The 20,552-nt window shown below is 48.7% G+C and carries 28 protein-coding genes; 8 read left to right on the forward strand and 20 right to left on the reverse strand.

Annotated elements, in window-relative coordinates; translation table 11 throughout:
• The first annotated feature begins 12 nt into the window (after positions 1-12).
• From msrB to QUE65_RS05245, 7 genes are read left to right on the forward strand one after another with little or no spacing between them, the layout of a single operon-like run.
• Positions 13-423 (forward strand): peptide-methionine (R)-S-oxide reductase MsrB, encoded by a 411-nt coding sequence (msrB, locus tag QUE65_RS05215; RefSeq protein WP_286282339.1) that lies wholly within the window; start codon positions 13-15, stop codon positions 421-423.
• Complete coding sequence (locus QUE65_RS05220) at positions 420-971, forward strand: septation protein A (RefSeq protein WP_286282341.1); 552 nt, start codon at positions 420-422, stop codon at positions 969-971. The genes msrB and QUE65_RS05220 overlap by 4 nt, the downstream gene beginning before the upstream one ends.
• A complete protein-coding gene (locus tag QUE65_RS05225; RefSeq protein ID WP_353506676.1) occupies positions 968-1,246 on the forward strand; it encodes a BolA family protein in 279 nt (92 codons plus the stop codon). The genes QUE65_RS05220 and QUE65_RS05225 overlap by 4 nt, the downstream gene beginning before the upstream one ends.
• A 30-nt stretch (positions 1,247-1,276) precedes the next feature.
• On the forward strand, positions 1,277-2,068 hold the full coding sequence (locus QUE65_RS05230) for a peptidylprolyl isomerase (RefSeq protein WP_286282343.1): 792 nt from the start codon (positions 1,277-1,279) through the stop codon (positions 2,066-2,068).
• Between the two features lies 1 nt (position 2,069).
• Entirely contained in the window at positions 2,070-2,453 is a 384-nt protein-coding gene (gene gloA, locus QUE65_RS05235; RefSeq protein ID WP_286282444.1) for a lactoylglutathione lyase, read from the forward strand.
• A gap of 23 nt (positions 2,454-2,476) precedes the next feature.
• On the forward strand, positions 2,477-3,670 hold the full coding sequence (locus QUE65_RS05240; RefSeq protein ID WP_286282344.1) for a GNAT family N-acetyltransferase: 1,194 nt from the start codon (positions 2,477-2,479) through the stop codon (positions 3,668-3,670).
• A gap of 3 nt (positions 3,671-3,673) precedes the next feature.
• Positions 3,674-3,907, forward strand: a complete 234-nt coding sequence (locus tag QUE65_RS05245; RefSeq protein WP_286222961.1) for a DUF1289 domain-containing protein — start codon at positions 3,674-3,676, stop codon at positions 3,905-3,907.
• On the opposite strand, the gene QUE65_RS05250 is transcribed toward QUE65_RS05245, so the two are convergent.
• The 5 genes from QUE65_RS05250 to QUE65_RS05270 all read right to left on the reverse strand — a co-directional run bounded on the left by QUE65_RS05250 (position 3,904) and on the right by QUE65_RS05270 (position 9,504).
• Complete coding sequence (locus tag QUE65_RS05250) at positions 3,904-5,511, reverse strand: ABC-F family ATPase (protein WP_215372424.1); 1,608 nt, start codon at positions 5,509-5,511, stop codon at positions 3,904-3,906. The two genes, QUE65_RS05245 and QUE65_RS05250, sit on opposite strands and share 4 nt — an antisense overlap.
• A gap of 71 nt (positions 5,512-5,582) precedes the next feature.
• Positions 5,583-7,223 carry a gamma-glutamyltransferase family protein gene (locus QUE65_RS05255; RefSeq protein ID WP_286282347.1) on the reverse strand — a complete coding sequence of 547 codons (1,641 nt, stop codon included), beginning with the start codon at positions 7,221-7,223 and terminating at the stop codon, positions 5,583-5,585.
• A complete protein-coding gene (locus tag QUE65_RS05260) occupies positions 7,220-7,828 on the reverse strand; it encodes a protein-methionine-sulfoxide reductase heme-binding subunit MsrQ (RefSeq protein WP_286282349.1) in 609 nt (202 codons plus the stop codon). The genes QUE65_RS05255 and QUE65_RS05260 overlap by 4 nt, the downstream gene beginning before the upstream one ends.
• Before the next feature lie 3 nt (positions 7,829-7,831).
• Positions 7,832-8,800 (reverse strand): protein-methionine-sulfoxide reductase catalytic subunit MsrP, encoded by a 969-nt coding sequence (gene msrP, locus QUE65_RS05265; RefSeq protein WP_286282351.1) that lies wholly within the window; start codon positions 8,798-8,800, stop codon positions 7,832-7,834.
• Positions 8,797-9,504: a queuosine precursor transporter gene (locus QUE65_RS05270; protein ID WP_286282352.1), complete on the reverse strand. Its 708-nt coding sequence runs from the start codon at positions 9,502-9,504 to the stop codon at positions 8,797-8,799. Before QUE65_RS05270 ends, msrP begins: the two co-directional genes overlap by 4 nt.
• Before the next feature lie 95 nt (positions 9,505-9,599).
• On the opposite strand from QUE65_RS05270, the gene QUE65_RS05275 reads away from it, so the two are divergent.
• The gene (locus tag QUE65_RS05275; protein ID WP_286282353.1) at positions 9,600-10,778 is read left to right on the forward strand and encodes an acyl-CoA dehydrogenase; all 1,179 of its coding nucleotides are present in this window, start codon (positions 9,600-9,602) and stop codon (positions 10,776-10,778) included.
• Here the strand turns inward: QUE65_RS05275 and mnmH are convergent.
• From mnmH to soxY, 15 genes are all read right to left on the reverse strand, one after another.
• Positions 10,771-11,826 (reverse strand): tRNA 2-selenouridine(34) synthase MnmH, encoded by a 1,056-nt coding sequence (mnmH, locus tag QUE65_RS05280; protein ID WP_286282354.1) that lies wholly within the window; start codon positions 11,824-11,826, stop codon positions 10,771-10,773. The two genes, QUE65_RS05275 and mnmH, sit on opposite strands and share 8 nt — an antisense overlap.
• Positions 11,823-12,248 (reverse strand): acyl-CoA thioesterase, encoded by a 426-nt coding sequence (locus tag QUE65_RS05285; protein ID WP_215368372.1) that lies wholly within the window; start codon positions 12,246-12,248, stop codon positions 11,823-11,825. The genes mnmH and QUE65_RS05285 overlap by 4 nt, the downstream gene beginning before the upstream one ends.
• 48 nt (positions 12,249-12,296) lie before the next feature.
• Complete coding sequence (locus tag QUE65_RS05290) at positions 12,297-12,734, reverse strand: DUF2244 domain-containing protein (RefSeq protein WP_215368375.1); 438 nt, start codon at positions 12,732-12,734, stop codon at positions 12,297-12,299.
• Between the two features lie 5 nt (positions 12,735-12,739).
• Positions 12,740-13,045 carry a 4a-hydroxytetrahydrobiopterin dehydratase gene (locus tag QUE65_RS05295; protein WP_286279874.1) on the reverse strand — a complete coding sequence of 102 codons (306 nt, stop codon included), beginning with the start codon at positions 13,043-13,045 and terminating at the stop codon, positions 12,740-12,742.
• A gap of 8 nt (positions 13,046-13,053) precedes the next feature.
• The gene (locus tag QUE65_RS05300; protein WP_286279875.1) at positions 13,054-13,398 is read right to left on the reverse strand and encodes a protein tyrosine phosphatase family protein; all 345 of its coding nucleotides are present in this window, start codon (positions 13,396-13,398) and stop codon (positions 13,054-13,056) included.
• 30 nt (positions 13,399-13,428) lie between these two features.
• Positions 13,429-13,866, reverse strand: a complete 438-nt coding sequence (locus QUE65_RS05305) for a YeeE/YedE family protein (RefSeq protein WP_286279876.1) — start codon at positions 13,864-13,866, stop codon at positions 13,429-13,431.
• Between the two features lie 4 nt (positions 13,867-13,870).
• Positions 13,871-14,302 carry a YeeE/YedE family protein gene (locus QUE65_RS05310; protein ID WP_286279877.1) on the reverse strand — a complete coding sequence of 144 codons (432 nt, stop codon included), beginning with the start codon at positions 14,300-14,302 and terminating at the stop codon, positions 13,871-13,873.
• A 16-nt stretch (positions 14,303-14,318) separates the two neighbouring features.
• Positions 14,319-15,446 (reverse strand): YeeE/YedE family protein, encoded by a 1,128-nt coding sequence (locus tag QUE65_RS05315; RefSeq protein ID WP_286279878.1) that lies wholly within the window; start codon positions 15,444-15,446, stop codon positions 14,319-14,321.
• Between the two features lie 8 nt (positions 15,447-15,454).
• Entirely contained in the window at positions 15,455-15,772 is a 318-nt protein-coding gene (locus QUE65_RS05320; protein ID WP_286279879.1) for a hypothetical protein, read from the reverse strand.
• Positions 15,773-15,913: 141 nt separating this feature from the next.
• Positions 15,914-16,348: a DsrE family protein gene (locus QUE65_RS05325; RefSeq protein ID WP_286279880.1), complete on the reverse strand. Its 435-nt coding sequence runs from the start codon at positions 16,346-16,348 to the stop codon at positions 15,914-15,916.
• A 25-nt stretch (positions 16,349-16,373) separates the two neighbouring features.
• Positions 16,374-18,104: a thiosulfohydrolase SoxB gene (soxB, locus tag QUE65_RS05330; protein WP_286279881.1), complete on the reverse strand. Its 1,731-nt coding sequence runs from the start codon at positions 18,102-18,104 to the stop codon at positions 16,374-16,376.
• A 20-nt stretch (positions 18,105-18,124) separates the two neighbouring features.
• A complete protein-coding gene (soxX, locus tag QUE65_RS05335; RefSeq protein WP_286279882.1) occupies positions 18,125-18,733 on the reverse strand; it encodes a sulfur oxidation c-type cytochrome SoxX in 609 nt (202 codons plus the stop codon).
• A 15-nt stretch (positions 18,734-18,748) separates the two neighbouring features.
• Entirely contained in the window at positions 18,749-19,621 is an 873-nt protein-coding gene (soxA, locus tag QUE65_RS05340) for a sulfur oxidation c-type cytochrome SoxA (protein ID WP_458574741.1), read from the reverse strand.
• A 43-nt stretch (positions 19,622-19,664) separates the two neighbouring features.
• A complete protein-coding gene (gene soxZ / locus QUE65_RS05345) occupies positions 19,665-19,973 on the reverse strand; it encodes a thiosulfate oxidation carrier complex protein SoxZ (protein WP_215368412.1) in 309 nt (102 codons plus the stop codon).
• A gap of 52 nt (positions 19,974-20,025) precedes the next feature.
• Entirely contained in the window at positions 20,026-20,478 is a 453-nt protein-coding gene (soxY, locus tag QUE65_RS05350) for a thiosulfate oxidation carrier protein SoxY (protein ID WP_286279883.1), read from the reverse strand.
• Positions 20,479-20,552: the final 74 nt, after the last annotated feature.

The following is a 20,552-nucleotide window of genomic DNA, read 5'->3' on the forward strand; positions in this document are numbered from 1 at the left end:
ACAATCCAATCCATGACTAAAACTGATGAACAATACCGTCAAGAACTCTCTGATATTGAGTATCGGGTAACGCGCCGAGCGGCAACTGAACCACCCTTTTCGGGTCGCTACTGGGATCATTGGGAAAATGGTCTCTACAATTGCGTCTGCTGTGGCACCCCGTTATTTTTATCGACCACCAAATTTGATGCTGGCTGTGGTTGGCCAAGTTATCACACTCCCGCCAATCCCCAAGTGATCAGTGAGCATCGGGATGTATCACACGGCATGATTCGGACCGAGGTACGCTGTGCAAATTGCGATGCCCATCTAGGCCATGTCTTTGAAGACGGCCCCCAGCCCACGGGACTTCGGTACTGCATTAACTCGGCGTCATTGCGTTTTGAACCTAGCCAAAATGCCAGCCTTAAGCCATCCCCATGAAAAAATTTCTTTTTGATCTATTCCCGGTCATCCTATTCTTTGCTGCATTCAAACTTGCCGATATCTATGTGGCAACCATTGTGGCGATCATTGCAACTGTTGCGCAAATTGTGTGGCTTTATATTCGTCGGGAAAAAATTGAGGGGATGCAGTGGGCTAGCCTAATCCTAATCGTTGTATTTGGCGGCCTTACTATTTTGTTAAAAGACAAAACCTTTATTCAGTGGAAGCCTACGGTTCTCTATTGGTTATTTGCCGCAGTACTTTTCTTTAGTGCTCAGTTCTTTAAGAAAAATTGGATTGAGAGCCTCATGGGAAAGCAAGTTACCTTAAAGCCAGGTAGCCCGCGCTCGATTTGGTTAAAGCTTAATCATGCCTGGGCAGCATTCTTTTTCTTCATGGGCGTTCTCAATTTGTATGTGGCCTATACCTTCTCTGAAGATGTGTGGGTGAACTTTAAGCTCTTTGGCGGAATTGGCTTACTGATTCTTTTCATCATTGCCCAAGGCCTGTGGTTAAGTCGCCATATGGAGGGAGATGAAGCATGATGACCAATCAAGAGCGCATTACTTTATTCCAGACCGCACTGCAAAAACAACTCCAACCCTTAGCTCTCCTCATCGAAGACGAGAGTCATTTGCATGCCGGGCATGCCGGGGCCGCAGGCGGTGCAGGCCACTTTCGGATCAAGATTACTGCGCAGGCATTTGCTGGGCTTAACTCCGTTGCGCGCCATCGACTCGTTTATGGCGCCTTAAAAGAGTTTATGCCTCACGAGATCCACGCCCTCGCCATCCATGCACTTGCACCAAATGAGTCATAATTCTTCTTTTCGCTTCTTTATCTTCAATCTATGTGCCTAACCAAAAAAATAATCCTAGCCTGCTCAATCGGTCTACTGAGCGCCTCCGTAACCGCCCAAAATGCAGCGATCGTAAATGGCAAGCCTATCCCGAAGGCACAACTTGATCGCTTGATTAAAAATTCAGGCCAGTCGGCAACCGATCCGAAAATTCGTGAGCAAGGCCGTGAATTGCTCATCACGCGCGAACTCATCCTTCAAGAGGCGGATAAGCGTGGGGTAAGCCAAAAAGATGATGTGAAAGATCAAATTGAGCAAGCTCGCTTGGGTGTTTTGGTGGGCGCACTCTTTGAAGACTATATTGATAAAGGCGGTATTACGGAGGAAGATTACAAATCAGCCTATGACTCCATCAAGAGTCAATTTGGCGGCAAAGAGTACAAAGTCCGTCATATCCTGGTTGAGAAAGAAGCCGATGCCAAAGCCCTGATCGCAAAGATTAAAGCCGGAGCAAAATTTGAGGATCTGGCTAAAGCCAACTCTAAAGACCCAGGCTCTGCTCCTGACGGTGGAGAGCTTGGCTGGGTGAGCGATAAAGCGCTAGTCCCAGAGTTTTCCAAGGTCATGACGACGTTGAAAAAAGGTCAAATGACCGATAAGCCGGTCAAGACTCAATTTGGCTGGCACATTATTCAGCTCGAAGATGTTCGTGACGTTAAGATTCCGTCCATGGCAGAAATCAAAGAGCAATTGAAATCCATGTTGATGCAAGATCAAGCTTGGCAAAAGGCTAAGTTCTCTGAAATGATGAAGAAGATTCGTGAGAAAGCGCGCATTGAGTAATATGATTTTGCACACCATGCTGCGCGTGGGTGATATTGCCCGATCAGTCGATTTTTATACCCGAGTATTAGGGATGAATCTATTGCGCACGACCAATCGCGAGGAGCAGAAATACTCGCTCGCTTTTGTAGGATTTGGGAATGGTAATGCGGATGGGCAAGCAGAGATTGAACTCACGTACAACTATGGGGTGTCTGCCTATGATCATGGTACCGCGTATGGACACATTGCGATTGCCGTGCCCGATGTCTATAAGGCATGTGAAGATATTGCTGCTGCCGGGGGTAATATCACGCGTCCTGCCGGCCCCGTTCAAGGAGGCGAGACCTTGATTGCCTTCATCACCGACCCCGATGGATACAAGATTGAGCTGATTCAGCGCTGATTTGAAAGACTTGGCTGATTCGTATGCAAGCTAAGTATGAGGTTCGGGTTCTAAATCAAATTTCGGATGTCCCACAGGCCGCATGGACCTCAATCCTTCCACCCTCTGCCGGCCCCTTCATGCGGTACTCTTTTCTGAGTCTTTTGGAGAAAACCGGTTGCGTGAGCGCAGAGACGGGTTGGAAGCCATCGCATCTGGCGCTTTATGACGCCGATGGCCATACGCTTCTTGGCGCATTGCCGCTCTACCTTAAAACGCACTCTTACGGAGAGTATGTCTTTGATTGGTCATGGGCAGAAGCCTATACCCAAGCAGGGCTGCCCTACTTTCCAAAAGCACTCGGTGCTATCCCATTTACTCCGGTTACTTCTTCGCGCTTGTTGGCCCGATCAACCGAGCATCAAGAGGCACTAATCGCTGGTTTAAAACAATTGGTTGGCGAGCTAAGCCTATCGTCCGCTCATATTCTTTTTCCGGTTGAGGAGGAGGCAAATCTTCTTGGTAATGCGGGATTTTTAAAGCGTGAGTCCGTACAGTTTCATTGGCACAACCAGGGTTACTCTGATTTTGAAGCCTTTTTATCCACCCTCACCATGAAACGCCGCAAGAACATTAAGCGCGAACGTAAACAGGTTCAAGGGGCAGGCATCACCTTTGAACACCTTCCTGGAGAATTGCTTACTGAAGAGGATGTGCTGTTTTTCTATCGCTGCTATCGCAATACCTACCAAAACCACTACTCCAGCCCTTACCTAAATCAACTCTTTTTTCAGGAGTGGGCGCAACAAATGCCCAATCATCTCCATTTAATCGTTGCAAAGCGTGAAGGGCAAGCGATCGCCTGTGCCTTATTAGTCATTGATCGTGAGTTGAGCAAAGCTTATGGTCGGTATTGGGGATGCGTCGAGCAACACCCCTGCCTTCATTTTGAGACCGCCTTCTATCAAGCAATTGACTATTGTATCCGCGAAGGAATCCAAACCCTGGAAGGCGGTGCGCAAGGCGAGCACAAAATGGCACGAGGATTTATGCCGACCACGGTCTCGTCATATCACCATCTGAGTGATCCACGTTTTGCTGCTGCGGTGGCACGATTTCTGGAGCGCGAACGTCAAGGCATTGGTCAATACCTCGATGAGCTGGCTGAACATAGCCCCTTGCGCCAGGACTCTGATTCAAGCAGCCTCGGCAGAATTGAACTCGATGCATTAAAGTAAGGCATGAGCTCAATCAATAACGGTGCTAATTCTTTAGGAATCGGAGATAGCGATTCTGACTCCCCGTGCATTGGGATCTGCTCGACCCTCTTTGATGAAATCTGTAAAGGCTGTGGTCGCACTGCCCTAGAAGTCAGCAACTGGGTGTTTATGAGCCCTGAGGAGAAGCAATCTGTCTGGGTTCGCATTCAGGCAGAGGGCACAGCGATGCGCTTTACCCGCGAGCAAAAATCTTAACCCGCCAACTCCTGGCTACGCAGGTACTCCTCATACGTTCCTGAATAATCATTGATCGTGCCATCAGGCTTGATCTCCAGAATTCGGTTCGCTAGTGCCGAGACAAATTCGCGGTCATGGGAGACAAAAATCAGAGTGCCATCGAATTTCTCAAGGGCGATTTGTAAGCTCTCAATCGATTCCATATCCATATGGTTGGTCGGCTCGTCCATTGCAAGCACGTTGTGCTTTTGGAGCATTAACTTTCCCCAGATCATGCGCCCCTTCTCGCCACCCGATACCACTTTCACTGATTTACCAATCTCATCGCCTGAGAACAAAAGACGTCCTAGGATGCCTCGCACAACTTGATCGTCATCGCCTGGTTTACGCCATTGCGTCATCCACTCAATCAGGTTCTCATCATTAGGAAAGCATTCGCTGGTATCTTGCGGCATGACACCCACATTGGCATTTTCAGCCCACTTCACATCCCCGGTATCGGCAGCAATACCATCAAAGCGTTTACTCAACATGGTTTTCAGTAAGGTGGTCTTACCCGCACCATTCTGACCAATAATGGCGATCTTCTCACCAGGACGAATCGCAATCTTGAAGTTCTTGAAAATTACCCGATCAAATTTTTTAGTAAGGGCATTGCACTCTACTGCCATGTTGTGCAATTTCTTCTCGGTCTCAAACCGAATAAATGGGTTTTGACGGGATGACGGCTTAATATCTATGAGCTCGATCTTCTCAAGTTGGCGTTGACGGGAAGTAGCCTGTCTCGCTTTGGAAGCATTGGCCGAGAAGCGACTCACGAATGCCTGCAGTTCAGCCATCTTCTCCTTGGCCTTCGCATTGGCTGCCATTTGCTGGGCACGCGCCTGGGTCGATGCCAGCATGTAAGAGTCGTAGTTTCCGGGGTAGACCTTCAACGTACCGTAATCCATATCCGCCATATGCGTGCACACCTCATTTAAGAAGTGTCGATCGTGCGAAATGATGATCATGGTGCTATTGCGTTGATTCAGGATTTCCTCTAACCAATGAATCGAATGAATATCTAAGTTGTTTGTTGGCTCATCAAGCAATAAGACATCGGGATCCGAGAATAAGGCTTGGGCAAGTAAAACGCGCAATTTCCAGCCCGGCGCAATATTACTCATGGGACCGTTGTGTTGTTCCAGCGGAATGCCAATACCAAGCAGTAGCTCGCCAGCGCGTGCTTCAGCGGTATAGCCACCAAACTCAGCGTACTTGGCTTCAAGCTCAGCGGCACGCATGTAGTCTTCATCGGTCGCATCGGGATTGGCATAAATGGCATCACGCTCTGCCGCCGCTTGCCACATTTCTGCATGACCCATCATCACCACATCGAGCACTCGAATGTCTTCATAGGCAAACTGATCTTGGCGTAATTTACCAAGACGAATATTGGGTTCAAGGCTGACGTTGCCAGCCGATGGCTCTAGTTCCCCTCCAAGGATTTTCATGAAGGTGGATTTGCCACAACCATTGGCACCGATTAAGCCATAACGATTACCGCCACCAAATTTGACGGAAATATTTTCAAACAAGGGCTTCGCCCCAAATTGCATGGTGATATTAGACGCGTTTAACACAGAAACTTTCTCAATAAGGGTGCCGTGCTGGCAAAGCTCATCATTTTAACGGTCTTCCAACCGAACGATGGTTAATAGGCTGCCGCAAGCCCATCTCGACGACTATCGCTCGCTGCAACATAGCCATCGCTGATCCTATCCGATAAGCGCCAAATGAACTGACCAGAGCCAAAATCCATATAGGGATCATCCACCTTTTTGAGAACATGCCCTCGCTCGATGAGACCCTTAACCGTTTGAGGATCCATATTGGCCTCCACATCAAGACTAAAGTCCCGATTGACCTTCCACCGTGGTGCATCGCAAGCCGTTTGCGGTTGTTGTTGATAGACCAACATCCGCAAGAGGGTTTGTAAGTGCCCTTGCGGTTGCATATCACCGCCCATCACCCCAAAACTCATTTGCGGAACGGTTTTACCATTTACCTCTTTGGTCAAGAACGCGGGAATGATCGTGTGAAAGGGTCGCTTATTGCCTGCTACTACATTGGGCGATTGAGGATCGGATGAAAACCCATACCCGCGGTTCTGAAAACTAATTCCCCAATTCGGTTCCACCACTCCTGAACCAAAACCCATGTAATTACTCTGAATAAACGAGATCATGCGCCCTTCTTCATCGGCAGCACTCAAATAAATAGTACCTCCCGTATTGGGCATGCCAAATGTAAATTGGGTCGCGCGTTGTAAATCAATTTGCTCTGCTCGCTTGGCAAGATATTTGGGATTGAGCATCTGTGCGGGGCTGACCACCATCGAGCGTGGGTCGGCCACATAGCGGTAAATATCTGCAAAGGCTAATTTCATGGCCTCGATTTGCACATGCTGACTCTCAACACCATCGACTGGATACTGTCCCAAATTAAGGTTCTCTAAGATACCCATCGCCATTAGAGCGCCGATCCCCTGTCCGTTTGGTGGGATCTCGTGCACGTCATAGCCTTGTACCCTGGTTGAGATTGTGCCAACCCAATCGGGTTGATAGTTGGCTAAATCGCTCGCCTTTAATGCCGCTTGGTGCTCCTGCGCAAAACGAATAATCGAACTGGCAATTTCACCCTCATAAAAATCGCGGATGCCCTTCTGAGCAATTTGCTTTAATGCATTTGCGGCTTCTTGGAAATAAAACATCTCACCCGTGTGTGGTGCTCGGCCATGGGGCATGAATGCCTTAGCAAACCCAGGTTGTGGGCTGAGCTCGTTCACAGCAGCAGCCCACTTATGGGCCACGATTGGTGCGACCGCGTGCCCACGCTCCGCGATCTCAATGGCAGGTTGCAGGAGATCAACCAAGGGCAAGGATCCAAAGCGCTGATGAAGCGTATCCCAGCCCGCAATAGCGCCTGGCACAGTGATGCTATCCCAACCTCGCATAGGGCGATTCACAAAACCCTGTGCGTCACGACCATACTTGGTGGCAAAGTAGTCAAGACTCCAATCGGCCGGCGAGACCCCTGAGGCATTTAATCCATGCAGTTCATGCCCGTCCCAAACGATGGCAAAACAATCACTACCCAAGCCATTCGATACTGGTTCAACAATCATCAACGCAGCTGCTGCAGCAATCGCAGCATCAATTGCATTCCCACCTTGCTGCATCATCTTCAAACCTGCTTGGGCAGCATAAGGGTGCGAGGTCGAACAAATATTACGACCAAAAACAGGCATCCTTACCGTGGGATATGGGTTGTGCCAATTAAACGATGAGCTCATGATCGTGTCTTTATTCTTCGAAGTTGTTCACGGATAACGGGAATCCGCACTACTAACAATACCAAGATTATCCCAGCATAGATATAAACGGTCTGGAAATCGTTTTTACCGGCCTTATGCCAAAGATAATGCAGCACTGCAAGAATCGCAATCAAATAAATCAGGCGATGCAATTGACTCCAACGGCGCCCCAACCAGTGCATCGATGCTCGGTTTGAGGTAATTGCCAATAAACTCATGCACACAAAAGCAATGAAGCCCACCGTAATGAATGGGCGCTCGATCACATCAGCAAACATCTCTTGGAGGTTAAGGTAATGGTCTAGCCAATACCAAATGGTGAAGTGCAAGAATGCATAGAAGAATGTAAACAGCCCGAGCATTCGTCGCATTTGGATCCACCCCGACCACGCAGTTAACCAATGCATTGGACTCATCGCTAGGGTGATACACAAAAAGGTAATGGTCCAAGTCCCCGTTGAGCGGGTAATAAACTCGACGGGATTAGCCCCCAACTGTCCGGCATAGGCCAGAACGAATAAACGCACAAGCGGAATCAGCGCTACAACAAAGGCCCAGCGCTTGATCTGCGCGATTGCCACCATGGTTTAGTAAAACTTACGCAAATCCATCCCTGCATACAGTTTGGCAACATACTCACCATAACCATTAAAGGGCTCGGTTTTAATCTTCGGCGCAAAGATACCGCGACCGTCAATACGACGCTCCGTAGCCTGGCTCCAACGGGGATGACTCACGGCTGGATTAACGTTTGAATAGAAACCATACTCACGTGGTGCGGATGCGCTCCAACTAGTAAGTGGTTGTTTCTCGGTCAAACGAATGGTCACTAAGGATTTGGAGCTCTTAAAGCCATACTTCCAGGGCACGATCAAACGAATGGGCGCACCATTTTGTTTGGGCAATAACTCACCATACATCCCAAAGGTTAATAGAGTTAATGGGTTCATGGCCTCGTCCATTCGCAGACCCTCACGATAGGGCCAATCGAGCACAGGTCGCTTTAATCCAGGCATTTGTTTTGGATCAGCAAGGCTGATGAACTCCACATACTTGGCCGATCCGAGTGGCTCGACTCGATTGAGAAGGTTTGATAAGGCGTAGCCATTCCATGGAATCACCATCGACCAGCCCTCGACACAACGGAGTCGATAAACGCGTTCTTCCATGGGCGCCAATTTCAGTAAAGCGTCAATATCAAGGGTGACGGGTTTCTTCACCATCCCTTCAATCGATACCGTCCAAGGCCTGGTTTGCAAACGATCAGCAAACTTTGCCGGATCCTCCTTATCCATCCCAAACTCATAGAAATTGTTATAGCTCGTTGCATCCTCATACGAAGTTTGAGTCTCACGCGTTGAATATGGCTCGTTTAGCTTTGCGGGTAATTTCTCACGAGGGGCTACTGGTTTTGCAAAGGCATCGCGCTCAAGCCACGATCCCATTCCCAATGCAGCACCTCCCAAGGCAAGATTTTTTAACCACTGGCGGCGATCCTCTGCAATCGCACGTGGGGTAATTTGACTCGGATGAATCGTGGGGTCTTTAAATGTCATCGATCTACCTTTAACTGAAATGGTGTGAAATTCGTATTAGTGTCGTAATAATCTTCATTCTCTTTGCGCTTTAAGTATCCCACTACCGCATAAGTCAGTGGGGTTGCCAAAATCTCCCAAGAGGTTTTGAGGATGTATTGAGCAATCGCAACCTGAATAATCTCGGCGGTAGGCCAAATGGCATAAAAGGCCAAGAAATAGAATAATGAAGAATCCACCAACTCACCCACCGCGGTTGAGCCAATCGTGCGGGTCCATAAATATTTCCCCTGGGTCCAAATCTTCATTTTGGCAAGCACGAAACTATTGGTAAGGCTGCCACACCAAAATGCGAGCATGGAAGCCAAGGCGATTCGCCAGGAGTTACCAAAGACCGTTTCTAGGCCGTGTTGATAATTTGCCATATACGATCCTGGCGCCACTGGTAACGCGATGACGATCAGCGCCATGATGGCAGCAAAGCCTAAGGCAGCAAATCCAGCCCATACTGCACGGCGATCATAGGCGTAGCCATAGACCTCCGTGAGAATATCGCTGAAAAAGTAGGAGATCGGGAAAAATAAGATCCCAGCACCAAAGATCACATAACCAAAATATGGAAGCTCAACCGTGGCGGCCTTCCCAGCCCCAATAAAATTCGAGCACAGCAACACGGCAACAAAAGCGCCTAAGATGAGGTCGTAATAACGATACTGACGACGCATGGGAACGAAGGCCTTATAGGTTCAATGAGGCGGTTAAAAGGGTAAATATTTCATAGAATAGCGGTATTGATATGAATTCACAGAATAGGTAAAAAATGAGTAAGCCGCAGTTTCATTGGGAAGACCCCCTCCTCCTGCAAGACCAATTGACCACCGAGGAGCGCATGGTTGCCGATGCGGCCCGTGAATACGCCCAAGGGAAGCTGGCTCCGCGGGTGCATGAAGCCTATCGTTCGGAATCAACCGACCCATCCATCTTTCGAGAAATGGGTGAGCTAGGCCTTCTCGGTATTACGATTCCAGAGGAATACGGTGGCGCTAGTCTTAATTATGTGTCTTATGGCTTAATCGCCCGAGAAATTGAACGGGTTGATTCTGGGTACCGCTCCATGATGAGTGTGCAGTCCTCACTGGTCATGGTGCCAATCTATGAATTCGGTAGCGAGGCTCAAAGGCAGAAGTACCTACCCAAACTAGCCACTGGTGAGTGGATCGGATGCTTTGGTCTCACAGAACCCAATTACGGTTCCGATGCGGGTGGCATGATCACGCGCGCCAAGAAAGTACCTGGCGGATTCTCGCTCACAGGCTCCAAGATGTGGATCTCCAACTCCCCCATTGCGGATGTGTTTGTGGTCTGGGCCAAGAACGATGAGGATCAGATTCGGGGCTTCATCCTTGAAAAAGGCATGAAGGGCTTAAGTGCCCCGAAGATTACAGGCAAGCAAGGTTTGCGTGCCTCAATCACGGGAGAGATCGTGATGGATGAAGTGTTCGTACCCGCCGAAAATGAGTTCCCAGAAATTACGGGTCTTAAGGGTCCCTTTACCTGCCTGAACTCAGCGCGTTATGGCATTTCTTGGGGCGTGCTCGGTGCCGCCGAGTTTTGCTGGCACACAGCGCGTCAATACACCTTGGATCGTAAACAGTTTGGTAGACCCCTCGCAGCCAATCAACTCGTCCAGAAAAAATTAGCCGATATGCAAACCGAGATTACCTTGGCACTGCAAGGCGTTCTGCGATTGGGGCGGATGAAGGATGAGGGAACTGCTGCTCCAGAGATTACCTCCATCATGAAGCGCAACTCCTGTGGTAAATCACTTGATATTGCACGGATGGCACGTGATATGTTGGGTGGCAATGGCATCTCGGATGAGTATGGCGTGATCCGTCACATGCTCAATCTGGAGGTTGTTAATACCTACGAGGGCACGCACGATATTCATGCCCTCATTTTGGGTCGAGCCCAAACCGGTATCCAAGCGTTTAGCTAGATTGCAGAAGTTGCTGCGCTAAGTCAAGATAACTCGTTTGCTCTGCGCTTGGTACTGTCAGAGACCTAGCATTTTTGTATTGGCTAAAGTTGCGAGCAATTGAATCTTGATACGCTGGGTCGTAATGCTTGATTAGTAATTCTTCAACCAATGCTGGATAGCGCCCCTCTGTAGCCAGTTGCTGCCATTTTGTAATTTGTTCCTTGCCGTAGCGTTGCGTCAATAGACTGAGCAAATGCTGTAGTTCATCGTGATTACTTAAAAGATGCACGTACTCTTGCATCAACACATCAACCCGGACTGAGCGATCGGCCTTGATTTCAACGCAATCCCCCTGCCGAATTTGATCCATCAGCGCATCGGGAATATGCAGACAACCCACCTTCTTGCTCTCGGATTCCACATAAATGGTTTGGTCAAACTTGAATTGCCGCAACGCATTCCATAAGCGACTCTCGAACATTTTTTGACTGGGTTGTGCCTGATTAGGCAGACCACCAAGCACTGAACCGCGATGCGCCGCGAGGTCTTCAAGATCCAGCACCTGAGTTTGTCCATGCAATGCTTGTAATAATCGAGTCTTACCACTGCCTGTCATGCCACAAATGACGATGAACTTTGCTAAAGGCGCCCATCGCTCCAGATCAGCAATCACTTGGCGTCGATACCCTTGATACCCGCCTTGCAGCTGCTGGGCCTTCCAACCGATACGTTGCAGAATGTGGGCAAAGGCACCGCTGCGCTCCCCGCCTCGCCAACAATAAACCAAGGGCCGCCACTCCCGCGGCTGGTGAATAAAGTGTTCTTGCAAATGGTTGGCAATATTTTTTGCAACCAGCGCCGCGCCTAATTTCTTCGCTGCAAAAGGAGATTCTTGCTTGTAGAGCGTGCCGACCGTGGCACGCTCCTCATTGTTCAAAACAGGGCAATTGATAGCCCCTGGAATATGATCAAGTGCGTACTCAGCAGGCGAGCGAGCATCGATGATGCAGTCAAACCGATCTAAATCTTGACCCAATAGCTCGGGCGCGAGCAATGCTGAACTCAACGCAGTCCTAAATTTTGCTTAATGGGTTCTGGCCATGGCGCAGGACGATTGGTCTTGAGGTTGACCCACACCAAGGTTGCGCCACCAGCTGCACACAGCTCCTCGGGGTTGCTAGCAAGCGACATGAGGTTATACGTATCCACACTGGTTCGCCCCACTTTACCAATATAGGTGCGCACCAGAATATCGGCTGGATAGCTCACTTGGGTATAGAAATTACAAAACGCGTTCGCAATTAAAGCGCCGCCCTCATCGTGATGGGCACCAAATCCAAAGGATTCGATCCAGTGAATACGGCCTTGCTCCATATACCGAAAGTAAAGCGTGTTGTTGACATGACCAAATGCATCCATATCACCCCAACGTAAGGGGATGATGGTTTCATGAACAAATGTCTTATCAGCAGGAATTTCAATGCGCATGATTGGGGAGTTCTAAATGATGAATAAGGGCGCTAGTTTACTCTTCGCTTACGATTCCATCCGTATTTGAGCTCGCAGATCACTATAGAACTGAGGCCTGGCATCCTGCGGCACGAAGATCCCAATCGGCAGTTCCCGATCACTCTCCTCCACCCGAATTAAGCGCTTGCCACTCTCTTCTTGTGTGAGTGTTAACCACCGCGTGTTAAAGACATGACGTTCGATCTTGCCACCGATATTCTTTTCAATCTGCAGTGCGGTGCCATCGATGGCAATCGATTCATAATCGAGCGCATGGCGAGCATAGATAATGAGAGCAATACCTAGGACAGTTAATTCAATCACAGTGAAGATCAAAATCATCCAAACGCCATGGAGCAAGAAGTAGGTTGCTATAAACGATGAAAACAGAAACATCGATAAATAGAAATAACCAACCTGACGTGGCGTAAACGAACAATTTCGTTTCGTATGCCACGTACGCATGACGATTATTTTGCTAAGAGAGTGTTGGCGTATCGATCCATGGATCGGGCCAAATCCAGATCGAGCTTTGTGAGTCCGCCAGCATCATGGGTCGAGAGCGTGACCTCAACCCGATTCCAAACATTAAACCACTCGGGATGATGATTCATTTGCTCAGCCATGAGTGCACATTGAGTCATGAACGCGAAGGCTTCCTTAAAATCCTTAAACTGATACGAACGGGTAATGGCATCCCGATTGGTAACCATCGACCAATGCGCTAAATCAGTAGCTAAGACCGAGCGCTCGTTAGGACTGAGTAAGCTCGCCATTTCTATACTTAGGAGTTTTGTAAAGCGAGTTGATACAAGAAGGTTGAGCGAGCCCCCGAGCGACAAAAGGCTAAGATGGGTTGCGGCATTGATTTGAGGAGTTTTGCCATCTCCACCACTTGCTCGGGAGTAATCGCCCCACTCACAACCGGTAAGTAAGCATATTCCAGACCATGCTCTTTAGCCATGGCAGCAATCGACGCATTGCTAGGTTGCTCAGGACCCTCTTCGCCATCTGGACGATTGTTAATAATGCTCTTGTAGCCCTGCTTTGCAATTTGATCAACATCGCTGGGTTCAATTTGACCAGCGGTTCCAAAATTGGGGTTATGGCACGAAATGTGAATGCTCATACGATCCTTACAAAATAACGTATCTTGAATTTAAACAGACTTTTTCTGGGTTTGCTCAAACAACCACATCCCGGCAACCATGGCGATAACAAAAATCAGCGCCTTCATTTCACCAGAGCCGAGAGAAACGAGCGCGGGTCCTGGACAGAAACCAGCAAGACCCCAACCCACTCCAAACATTGCACTACCCACAACCAGAGGGCGGTCAATATCACGCCGCGTTGGGATATGCATGGCACCACCTAAAAAACTTTGAGTACGTTTCTTGGCCAAGTAGAAAGCAACTAAACCAATCAGTACTGCACCGCCCATGACAAAAATAAGTGACGGGTCCCAATTACCGGCGAGGTCGAGGAAGGCCAAAATTTTTGCAGGATTGGTCATCCCTGAAATCATTAATCCAAGACCAAACAGAACGCCAATCAGATACTCGCTGCCGTTGGAGAATAGGGATTGATTCTGACCCATCGATTCAGATCCAATGCCGCACGAGATACACCACCAAGAATCCGCAACCCATAAATGTGAGGGTTGCAAGCAAGGAGCGTGGTGATAGGCGCGATAAGCCACAAATGCCATGGCCACTGGTGCAACCCGATCCGTAGCGAGCCCCAAACCCAACCAATAAACCAGCGATGATGAGTGTGAGGTAATCCGCATCAATAACTGCAGTCGTGTTCATCTGAAACACATATTTTCCCCACAAGGGGGCGGTTAGCAATCCCAACACGAAACTGGCGCGCCACAACCAATCGGTACTCTTGGGTCCAATCAGGCCACCCAAAATGCCACTGATTCCGAGAATGCGACCGTTGATCAACACATACAGCGCGGCTGCGATTCCTAAAATAATGCCGCCAGCTAATGCGGGCCCTGGGGTAAAGGATGTCCAGTCAATCGTCATCACATCATTTTAATGCTTAACAAGGCTTTGGACTCATGCGCCACTGTAAGTATTGAAGCCCCAAATAGCCTCCCAAGAAAAATCCGGGGAGCGCAATAAATGCATTCAGTGCCAGAGTTGAAATCCCACTTAAGCCTTGGCCTACCGTGCAGCCCATTGCGGAAACTCCACCAAATCCCATGAGTGCAGCACCCACGAGATGGTTGGCTGTATCTTCCACACCTCGAAAGGCTTCCCAACGAAAACGCTTACTGATCACGGCGCTGATCGCTGAACCCGCAATCATGCCTAATACGGCCACGATGCCAATGGTGAGCACTTTGGATTTATCGCTGGTGAACATCAACCAATCGAGTGAATAAGCATACGGCGCCACAAATGAGAGACTTTCCATCCGACCTGAGTTAGTCACCAAGAAGGCCTCTTGCAAGGTATTGGGATCTTCCTCGAGGTGCGCAAAGTGCCCGGATACCCACCAAATCGCGGTGATTGCAAGGCCAACGCCTACTCCTGCTAAAAGATTCTCAACATTCCAAAACGATTTCTTCAAAAGCGCATAAGCGATGAAGGCACCACCAATACCAAGCGACAAAATCCAACGCAATTGCTCTTTGCCCATGCCAAAACTCGCAGAGAGAACGCTGGGTAAATCCTGTGTGGTTTTGAGATTCAATGCCACCTGATCGATGGAATTGGTTCTCAGGACCCCCAAAAATCCGCGCATGGTCATATAGGCAACCAGTCCCAACACAATGAAAACAACGATGGATTTGAGATTGCCGCTGCCGATTCGAACCAGGGTTTTGCTACCGCATCCCGATGCCAGCACCATGCCGATCCCAAACAGAACGCTACCAATGAAGGTAGAAAGATAGAGTACGCGGTTACCGGTATAAAGCGATTTGGTGACATCAATCCAGCCAAGATGGGACATGAAGGCAACCCCCAAGATTGCGATACCAATGGCTAAACACCATTGGCGCATGCGCGACCAGTCCTCCATCAAAATCCCATCCGATACAGCACCAAGTGTGCAAAAGTTCGTGCGTTGCATGATGGCACCCAACGCGGCAGTAATCACAAAGGTAATCAGCAAAGCCTGGCTACCCAGAGAGCGAATCTGCTCTGGCGATAAATCAGTCATGATGATTCCTAGGGTTTAAATTTGTAGTATTGCTGGTTGAGGTAAGCCACCACGTCTGCTTCATCCTCAGGGAAAAGATCAAGGCGCAACTCGGTATTGCACCGTGCGACCATGACCTTCAAGCGATCCAGCCCTTGGACCCTACGATCTTTACGGGTGTACATCAAGGTGCCATCGCCAAAGCCAGACTTCTCAGCATGGCACTTGTAGCACTTGGTATCTTCAATGGTTTTGCCATTGGCAAGGTTCGGTGCCGCCAGCGCAGGCTGCGCAGCCAACCCAAAAAGAGCGCCAATCAGAACTGCTAAAGTCGCTAAAGTCTTCATAGTCTCAAAATATAGTAATTTCAGAAACTGTGATTCTATCGAACTGAATGAAAAAACTACAGCAAAATCATGGTTTTAGAAGCCAAAATCAAGATGATTCGGTAATACTAATATAAGTAAAAGTTATAAAGCAATGAGTCATTAAGGCCGAATATAAGCGTATTTATCCTTAAATTGCAGGTCAGCAATCCGAACCACGCCAGAAGGCGTGAACTCCGCATCAAGAATAAATTGGTCACGCTTGAGGTTGCGGTTACGTAAAGTGATCTCACAAACCTCAAAGCGCACGCCTCGTGACTTTAATGCGGCAACCAATGGCGCATACTCAGTGCCACTTTTATCCTTGCCACCCTCCATCAGGATATCAACGCCATTAGCGTGGGTCACGACAATAATTTTGGTTTGAGGTGAGACATCCAAGTGATTGCGAATATTGCGTAAGCCTTTTAAACCCTGGGTAGCCGCATCATCGATGTGATAAACCACCTTCGTTGGTTCCGCGCTTGCTAGATTAGAACCAACTGACAAACTGACGGCTAGAAAGCCCATCAATACTGTACGAATGAATGCTTTCATGCCACTCTCCATTGAAAAAGAACAACTAAATTGGGGCCATCCCCGGATTACCTTTAACACCTTTAATGACGGGCTCATTGAGCTTGACCGCTTTAACGGTTTTCACTTCCCGCAAATGCCGCGCCATGAGATCCCAAATGGCCTCACCACCCGCATTCTTTGCCTCTTCTGAGACCGGCGCCCAGCCAGCTACCTTATAGGTCTTGCCTGCTTCAATGAGGTTGCCATTCAGACGCATCTCGGAGATACGCTTGCCAGCGCCACCCGCTGGATCAATCGTGTATTGCAAACCACCGACCCGAACCATATCGCCACCCTGTTGGTAGTACGGATCAGGGTTGAATAAGTTATCAGCCACGTCTTCTAATACTGTTTTGATCATCTCACCACTCATATTGGTGACCGTGGTGTAGGGATATGTAATCGCCGTTTGATCAAGCAGATGTTCCATGGTGATGGACTCGCCGGGCAATAAGGAAGTGCCCCAACGAAAGCCCGGTGAGAATGAGATCTCCGCATTCTTTTGCTTTAAGAGACCATCTAAGATCACTTGATCAAAACTACCATTGAAGTTGCCACGGCGATACAAGAGACCATCAGTCACTGCAAGCTTCTCGGCAAGCTTAGACTCGTATGGCGCCCGAATCTTCTTAATCAAGGCACTCATTCCTGCGTCTGCGGGTAATAAGTTCGAGAACACAGGCAAAAGTTTGTAGCGGAAGTCGGCAACCTTGCCGCCCTTCACATCAAAATCCAAAACGCCTAAGAACTTACCATTCGATCCAGCGTTGGTAACTAAGGTGACGCCACCGGGATTTTTCACTTTAACGGGGGCTGGAACTCCATCGTGGGTATGGCCACCCATGATGGCATCAATGCCTCGTACCCGAGAGGCCATCTTTAAATCCACATCCATACCATTGTGCGAGAGCACCACAACCACTTTTGCACCCTTGGCGCGAGCCTCATCAACCACCTTTTGCATATTCTCCTCTTGAATACCAAAGGTCCAGTTGGGCGTGAAATAACGCGGATTTGCAATCGGTGTATACGGGAATGCTTGACCAACCACGGCAACCTGAACACCATTCATGGTCTTCATGGCATACGGTGCAAAGACCGCATCACCAAAGTCGGCGGTCTTAATGTTTTGTGCCACAAACGAGACCTTACCCCGGAAATCCTTCTCCACAATCTCCATGACGCGTTTCTCACCCAAGGTCATTTCCCAATGGGGAGTCATCACATCAACACCCATCGCAAGACAGGCGTCCACCATATCCTGACCGTTGGTCCAAAGCGCAGTTCCCGAGCCCTGCCAGGTGTCACCACCGTCGAGCAATAAAGCGCCAGGACGGTTAGCCTTGATTTGTTTGACCAAAGTGGCGAGATGGGCAAAGCCACCGACCTTGCCGTAGGTCTTCGCTGCAGAGGTAAAGTCTAAATAGGTAAACGCATGTGCATCACGGGTGCCAGGTTTCACCCCATAAAACTTCAATAGATACTCACCCACCAAATGGGGTGGCTTGCCCTCTTGTGCGCCTATGCCTAAATTGACATTGGGTTCACGAAAGTAGATTGGGAGCAATTGCGCATGGCAATCGGTAAAGTGCAAGAAATGCACATTGCCAAACTTTGGCAGGTCATAAAACTTCTGTGCAGCACTTTGAGCATGAGAAAAATTGGACTGCAAGCTCATTCCGCCAGCCGATGCCACTGCAAGGGCCTGCAGAAACTCCCGTCTACTAAAAGACATACAACTCCTTCGAAATTGGTTTACTGATTAACAGGAGAATTCGGGTCTAGTAACAGAGCCATCACGTCTTGCATTTGCTTCTCGGTCAACAAATTGAAGTGACCAAAGCGCGGCATATTGCTGCACACGTTGTAAGCCTTGGAGTTATAAATCCGATTCCAGGTATAGGTCACCACTTCTTTGCTGTAACCTCGCAATTTGCCATAGTTCCAGAGGCTTGGGCCAATGTTTCCATAGGAAAGCTCTGCTTTATTAATTTGATGGCAGTTATAGCAACCACCGCCATTCGCAGCATCGGCTTTATCGCTCCAAGTTGCACCACGACCGCTTTGGGCAATGCGCTCACCGGCCTTCCAATCGCCGATGTATTTACCATCAGCCGGTTGCTTAATGGTTGCCATATTCGCTTTCTGAATCGACTCGGCCTGCTTTGCATTACCCTTACCTGCTAACACTGCAGGATCCGAGCAATATTTTTGTGCTGCATCTTGCTTTAATCGGTCAATCGAGGCAATTCCCTTCGATTGAAAACTATCCTTCATCATCTTGTCGAACTTTGCATCAGCAAATGCAGAGCCCACAGGTAACGCTAATAAAGTTGCTGCTGTAATTAGATATTTATTCTTCATGTTGTTCTCCAGCGATTAGCGTTTCAGACCAGGGGCAGCCATCTTGCCGCCATTTGCCATGACGGCCATATACATCGAGACCGCAATCGTGTCATCGGATATATAAATTGGCTCTGGGAAACGTTGCTGACGATAACAATCATTCAAACGGTATTGCATGGTCCAAAAGGTACCGCTCGATACTCGGTATGCAGGCCAGGCTCCCCAGCCTAAGGCTGCACCGGCTTGAGTCGTTAAGTTTGGCAAATCTTGTAAACGAATCCGCTTACCAGGATCGGCGTGGCAAGAAGCGCAGGAGAAATCCATCGGACCAGCTTGATAAAAGAATGACTTCTTACCAAGCTCGTACATTTCTTTTTCTTTAGGATGCTTCATTGAAACATTAATGGTTGACCCTTTGGAGTTGGCGACCACATAAGCAACAACTGCCTCTACGTCTTTGCGCTTACCTTGGCCAAAATTACCGGCAATGATCTCCTTTGCATCAAAACCCTGCAGACGCTCCATGCAGGTCACGATACGCGACTCCAGATCTTGAACTTTGTTGGTGTCTTTAAAGTATTTCGGCAGGACGGCATAAACACCCTTCACTACACCGGGTCCCAAACCGAGATCGCACTTTTCAAGAGTGGCATTCTTGGGGCCCATGGCTTTTTTCCAGAGTTCCTCACCAGCCATTTCATACAAATCAGAGGGATTGCCATCCGCAATCATGGCACGGTACTTCTCAATCTCAGCCGTTGGCGCACCAGCTGGAGCAGCAGAAGCTGCTGCCTGTGGAGCAGGTGCAGGTGCCGCTGCTTTCTTTGGCGGCTCAGGTGTGGTACAGGCTTGCAGAACAAATAGCGAGGACACAAAGAGTGCCCCGCGAGTCCAGTGTTGTCTCATGATTCCCTCTTATTGTTTTGATCAGTGAAGTACAAAATACAAATTACGAAACCGTTGCCTCATCGGTCCGCTTACCGCCTTTGTTATCAACCCAACTAACGGTTACTTTGTCACCTTTGGCACCCTTGTACTTGAAGTTCAAGAATGGGTCTTTAGATACTGCTGGACCAAACTCACCCTTAAAGACATCTTTGCCGTTGGCTTTTGCAGTCACAGTGCTAATAAACCACGCTGGAATCGCCTTGCCTGACGCATCTTTGCGCTGACCTGTTTCCATATCATGTTTCATTAGGATTTTGACATCCACCACACCGCCGCTCTCGGTTGCTCGTACGCGCATCGGATCTGACATTTTGCTTCCTCTCTAATTCGTTAAATAAGTAATAAGCTATTCGGTTTAATCATTAACCGCCGCAACCACCCAGGGTTACTTTCACTTCTTTCACCGCCACGCTCCACTTGTTGTCGGCTTTCACTAAAGCGTAAACGTTGGAGGTTTGTCCCATCTTGATCCGGGTTGTGACAAATGGCTCGGTACCGGCAGGAATGAAGAACTGAGCAGCCAAGGCGCTTGGGTTCTTGTCCACCAAAATTGCCATTTGCTGGGCTTTAAGAGTGGTGTTAATGCCAACAGGAACTACGGCACCGTTCTCGGCAATATCCGGAGCAATCATCGTGATTGCAGCTGAATTCTCTGGCTTACCGGCACCTAGTACCTTGAATACATCATCCAAAGTTTTGCCTTCGAAGGCGGCTTTGTTCCACTCTTGCGCTTGCGCAGGAGTAATCAAACCTGCTGAAGCCATCAAGCCAAAAATGGCTGAATACTTCATTACATCACGTCGTTGCATATCCATAAAAACTCCTTGTTATCAACTGCTACTCATTAGTTGTTGCTTACCTAAAACTATAAAGTGTATATAACCCTACT

Origin of the sequence: Polynucleobacter sp. HIN8 (assembly GCF_030297615.1) — a bacterium.
Classification (GTDB): Bacteria; Pseudomonadota; Gammaproteobacteria; order Burkholderiales; family Burkholderiaceae; genus Polynucleobacter.